At 69.8% G+C, this 4,739-nt stretch carries 6 protein-coding genes and 1 tRNA gene; 1 reads left to right on the forward strand and 6 read right to left on the reverse strand.

Annotation, left to right across the window (positions count from 1 at the left end):
• Window positions 1-279 precede the first annotated feature (279 nt).
• The 5 genes from AC1MIR_RS26790 to AC1MIR_RS26810 form a co-directional block, all read right to left on the reverse strand.
• The gene (locus AC1MIR_RS26790) at window positions 280-648 is read right to left on the reverse strand and encodes a gamma-butyrobetaine hydroxylase family protein (protein ID WP_480031227.1); all 369 of its coding nucleotides are present in this window, start codon (window positions 646-648) and stop codon (window positions 280-282) included.
• Between the two features lie 14 nt (window positions 649-662).
• Complete coding sequence (locus AC1MIR_RS26795) at window positions 663-863, reverse strand: Trm112 family protein (protein ID WP_480031228.1); 201 nt, start codon at window positions 861-863, stop codon at window positions 663-665.
• Window positions 864-893: 30 nt separating this feature from the next.
• Window positions 894-1,553 carry an LON peptidase substrate-binding domain-containing protein gene (locus AC1MIR_RS26800; RefSeq protein ID WP_480031229.1) on the reverse strand — a complete coding sequence of 220 codons (660 nt, stop codon included), beginning with the start codon at window positions 1,551-1,553 and terminating at the stop codon, window positions 894-896.
• A 74-nt stretch (window positions 1,554-1,627) separates the two neighbouring features.
• Window positions 1,628-2,587: a tetratricopeptide repeat protein gene (locus AC1MIR_RS26805; protein WP_480031230.1), complete on the reverse strand. Its 960-nt coding sequence runs from the start codon at window positions 2,585-2,587 to the stop codon at window positions 1,628-1,630.
• An 82-nt stretch (window positions 2,588-2,669) separates the two neighbouring features.
• Window positions 2,670-3,179, reverse strand: a complete 510-nt coding sequence (locus AC1MIR_RS26810; RefSeq protein WP_480031231.1) for a prolyl-tRNA synthetase associated domain-containing protein — start codon at window positions 3,177-3,179, stop codon at window positions 2,670-2,672.
• Between the two features lie 76 nt (window positions 3,180-3,255).
• Here AC1MIR_RS26810 and AC1MIR_RS26815 point away from each other — a divergent pair.
• Window positions 3,256-3,330 (forward strand) — tRNA-Gly (locus tag AC1MIR_RS26815).
• Window positions 3,331-3,662: 332 nt separating this feature from the next.
• Here the strand turns inward: AC1MIR_RS26815 and AC1MIR_RS26820 are convergent.
• Window positions 3,663-4,571: an AAA domain-containing protein gene (locus AC1MIR_RS26820; protein ID WP_480031232.1), complete on the reverse strand. Its 909-nt coding sequence runs from the start codon at window positions 4,569-4,571 to the stop codon at window positions 3,663-3,665.
• Between the last annotated feature and the right edge of the window lie 168 nt (window positions 4,572-4,739).

The following is a 4,739-nucleotide window of genomic DNA, read 5'->3' on the forward strand; positions in this document are numbered from 1 at the left end:
GCCCCCTCCCCGCGCCCCCCGGGGGGGGGGGGGGCCCGGGGGCGGGGGGGGGGCCGGGGGCCGCCGCCCCCAAGCCTGACCGAGGCCCCGGCGACGAGCGCGCCCGAGATGCCGGCGGCCGCCAGTGCGGCGGCCGATGCGAAGCCCGCACCGGAGCCGTTGCCGGTGGCTGCGGCGGCCCGGGCGAAGGCCCCGGCAAAGCGCGCCCCGGCCAGGTCCGCGTCGCGCCGGGGTTCGGCCACGACCCGCCACTGACGCCGTGGCGCGGCCGGCCGCGGTTCAGTCGGCGCGCCTCGGCGGGTCGCGGCTGAGCCCGCGCGCGGCGAGGGCCTGCTCATAGGCCGCCCAGCGCTCCGCGTGTTCGCGTCCCAGCTGGTGCAGATAGGCCCAGGAGTAGATGCCGGTGTCGTGCAGGTCGTCGAAGACCAGCCGCACGGCATAGTTGCCGACCGGCTCGACGCGCATGATCCCGACATGGCGGCGCCCGGGCACGATCACCCGCTGGCCCGGCCCGTGGCCCTGCACCTCCGCCGAGGGGCTTTCCACCCGCAGGTATTCCGCCGGCAGCGCGAAGCTCTCGCCGCTGTCGAAGCGGAGATGCAGCACGCGCTCGGCGCGGTTCAGGCGGATCTCGGTCGGCGTCGGCACGCGGGCGAGGTCGCTCAGTCGAGCTTGCGGGCTTCCTCCGGCAGCATCACCGGGATGCCGTCGCGGATCGGATAGGCGAGGCCCGCCTTATCGCTGACCAGTTCGCCGCGCTCGCGGTCGTAGCGCAGCGGGCCCTTGGTGACCGGGCAGACCAGGATCTCCAGCAACCGCGGATCGACCGCCCCGCCCGTCGCCACGCCCGTCTCGCCGCTCATGTCCGAAACCCCTCTCCTCGGGCGCCCTGTCTAGCTTGGGCGGCCTTCTGGCGCCATGCCGTGGCTGTCCATCTGCATCAGCGCCACCAGCATGCGCGCCCGCTCCTCCGCGCTGGCGGCCTCCAGCAGCGCCTGCTTCTCGCGCACGTCGAAGGGGCAGACCATGCAGAGCGTGGTGACCAGCATCGCATCGGCGGTCTGCTCCACCGCCTCCCAGTTCGCCTCGATGCCGCGGGCGCGGAAATAGGGCCGCAGCGCGGCCAGCAGCTCGGCGCGATCGATCTGCGGCGCCGGCCGGTCCGAAGCGATGTCGCCTTCGTAGCCCGCATAGTCCGCGCGCACGCGGCGATAGCCGCGGCGCATCCCGATCTCCTCGGCGATGCGGTAGCGGATCACGCCCGTCAGCGTGATCAGCAGCCTGCCGTCATCGGTCTCCGCGAAGGAGGAGACGCGGCCGAGGCAGCCGACCGTGTAGAGCTGCGAATCGCCGCCGACGCGCGGCAGCGCCGGATCGCCCTGCACCATCCCGAACATCCGGCCGGCGCCGAGCGAATCCTCGACCATCGCGAGGTAGCGCGGCTCGAAGATGTTCAGCGGCAGACGTCCCTCCGGCAGCAGCAGCGCGCCGGAGAGCGGGAAGACCGGGATCTCCGCCGGGAGATCCGCGAGGGTCGGTTGGAAGGCTGGCATCGGCTCCTGTTCGGCCGCGCGACGCGGCGCCGGACATTGTCGGAAGGTTCCGACGGCGCGCGGGACGGTCCCCGTCAACGGAACAGAAGGGTGGAGAGCTTCCGGCGTCCTGCAAGGGTGGCCAGGTCATCGAAGCCCCAGGCCTCGAAGAACTTGAGCAGCTGCTTGCGCGCCGCTTCCTCGTTCCAGGCGCGGTCGCGCCGGATCGCCTCGATCAGCGCGTCCACCGCCTTCGCGCGCTCCTCCATGGCGTTCAGCGCTACGGCGAGCTCGATCCGCGCGGCATGGTCATCGGGGTCCGCGGCCAGCCGCCGCTCGAACTCGCCGAGCTTCTCGCGCGCCGCGCGGCCTTCGATGGCAAGCTGGAGCGCCGAGCGGACCGATACGATCTCCGCGTGCTCCTTCAGCTTGTCGGGCACCTGGTCGAGCACCTGCTGCGCCTGGTCCTCCTCGCCGAGCGCCATCAGCGTGCGGGCCAGGCCGGCGAAGGCGTCCGGGTTCTCCGGCTCGGCCTCGACCAGGGCGGCGAAGAGCTGCAGGGCCGTGTTGTGGTCGCCCTGCTCCGCGGCGGCCTTCGCCTCGGCGAGAAGGTCGGCGCCCGGCAGGCTGCCGCCGCCCATCTTCAGCAGGTTCTCGACGAATTTCTTGACCTCGCCTTCCGGCAGGGCGCCCTGGAAGAGGTCCGCGATCTGCCCCTGCACGAAGCCGACGACGGTCGGCACCGACTGCAGCGGCAGGCCCATCTGGGCCAGCTGCTGCACCAGGGCACGGTTCTTGTCGATGTCGATCTTGACCAGGTGGACGCGGCCCTGGGCGGCCGTGACGACCTTCTCCAGGATCGGCGTCAGCGTCTTGCAGGGGCCGCACCAGGTCGCCCAGAAGTCCACCAGCACCGGGACCTCGCGGCTGGCCTGCACCACGTCCTGCATGAAGGTCCGCTGGTCGCCGTCCTTGATGATGTCGCCGGCGCCGCCGGCGTTCGCCGGGCTGCCGCCCGGGGCGGTCTGGCGGGTGGGGTCGAAGATCACGTCCATCTCTGGCATTCCCGAGGCTTTCGCGCCGATAGATGCGCAGCCCGGCGCCGGAGGGCAATGGGTGGATCGCCGCCGCGGGTGTTCAGGGTGCCTCCGGCAGCTCCACCAGCTCGGGCCGATGGCCGAGGCTCTCGAGGAAGCCGAGCAGATCGGCCGGGCGGATGGCGGTGGTCATGGCGTTGGTCAGGGGGTGGAAATTCACCCGCTCATGCGCCTGCATCAGGTGGCGGTCGAAGACCGGCCGGACCGCGCCGGGCGTGGCGTTCACCAGGCCGAAGGGCGTCACCGAGCCGGGTTCCACGCCGAGCTGCGCCATCAGGTCCCCGGCCGTGCCGAAGGCGACGCGGGGCGCGCCGAGGCTGCGCGCCAGCGCATTGACCGAGACGCGCCGGTCCTCTTGCAGGACCACGAGCAGGAACGGGCCGGGCGACTTCTGCGGCTTGAGAAACAGGTTCTTGGAATGTCCGCCGGGCAGTTCGGGGCGGAGCGCCTTGCTTTCCTCGACCGTGAACACCGGCGGATGGCGCACGGTGCGATGGGGAACGCCGAGCGCGTCGAGGCGCGCGAGCAGGCTTTCGGGTGTTTCGGGCATGAGGGCGAGATGCCGCGAAGGGGGGTGGCTTGCAATCCCGATCCGGGATGCTAAAAGCCCGGCCTCCGCACGGAGCGCGGGCGTAGCTCAGGGGTAGAGCACGACCTTGCCAAGGTCGGGGTCGAGGGTTCGAATCCCTTCGCCCGCTCCAGTCGGTCTTCTCACAACCTGCCTCTCCTGTCCGGGCCTACGCGCTGAGGCGCAGGTTTCCTGCGGTTTCCGGCCGCGACCGTGAGGGTGCAAGGACGGAACGAAGGCGGCTCTTCTCTCCAAAATTCCAGAGAGTCTCCGGGCCTTGAGGGTTGCCCGCTTTTGCCAACAAGGCTTAACGCCTTGTTTTTGCGTCATCTTCGGTGCGGCTCCCCTAATCGGATTCAGCATCTCCATCGCCCGACCAAAGTATCGGAAAGCGGAGAAACTCGCCTCACCCCCTAACACCGCGGTCGACTGCTCTATTGCCTCGACCATCAGGCGCTCGGGCGGTCAGGCTGCTGCCAGGAGCCTCCCTTCACTATGCAGGCGGCGCCACACCGCTTCATGCGACCGCCACCCGATGAAAGACGGGTCATCCACCTGGCCGAGAAATCGGTCGTCGTCTGGCATGTAGCTCGTCAGCAGCTCCTGCACGCCAGCCCTGGTAAGCATAATGCATATGACGCTGTGCCGACTTGCTGAAACGCACATTCGGCCAGGGTTGAGCTCGAACCCGGTTGGGCGCAGGTGGCCGCTCAAGGGATGGATGGTCAGCACCACCTTGCGCTCCAGCCCCTGGAACTTGTTGGCGGTCTCAACCATGATCTGCCGCGACAACGGTCCCAGCGCCTGCGCGACGGCGGTGACCTGCTCGCGCCGGGACACCACTACTCCGATGTCTGCAGGTTGCAGGACCCCTCGGGCATCGCCGTCAACGATGACTGGACCGCGGGCGAGAATGCGGTGAACGAGGTTCACTAGAAGCTCCACCAGCTCCGGATCTGCGGGTGGCGTCGGCCGCTGCGGGAGGGTCACGGCCGCGAACGAGCCGCGAGCGAGAATAGCGTCGAGGAGGCCATCCGTTCGGGTCATGCCAGCGCAAAGCTCAAGACGCCGCTCTGCCGGCGATGCCAGCCCGGTGAAGCTCATGCCGGGATAGAAGGCTGCGCGGACGATATCGGCGCTGTCGGCCGGGAGACGGCGCGACAGCGGCAGTTGGAAGCGCCGTGCCTCGGCGCGCGCCAGAATGACCCGTGGTGCTGGGAGGTGCGGGCCGTCAGGCGACGCGGCCCAATGCCGCACCGAGATCGGCACGATGGGATCGATCTGGCCGGGGTCGCCGATATGTAGCGCTCGCGGGGCAAGGCCGCGAATCAGCATGAAGTCGCCGTACTTCAGCTGGAAGGCCTCGTCGACCATCAGGATGTCGGCTCGGGGCGGAGCGGGACTCTCGATCAGCTTTGACCCTGCCCCCTTGGATGTCCCCGGCCTGAGCTAGAGTCCGTCGAAGGGAGACGGATGATGAAGCGATCGAGGTTCACGCAGGAGCAGATCATTGGGGTGCTGAAGGAGCACCAGGCGGGCGCG

This window comes from Falsiroseomonas sp. RANM36 (assembly GCF_056682175.1).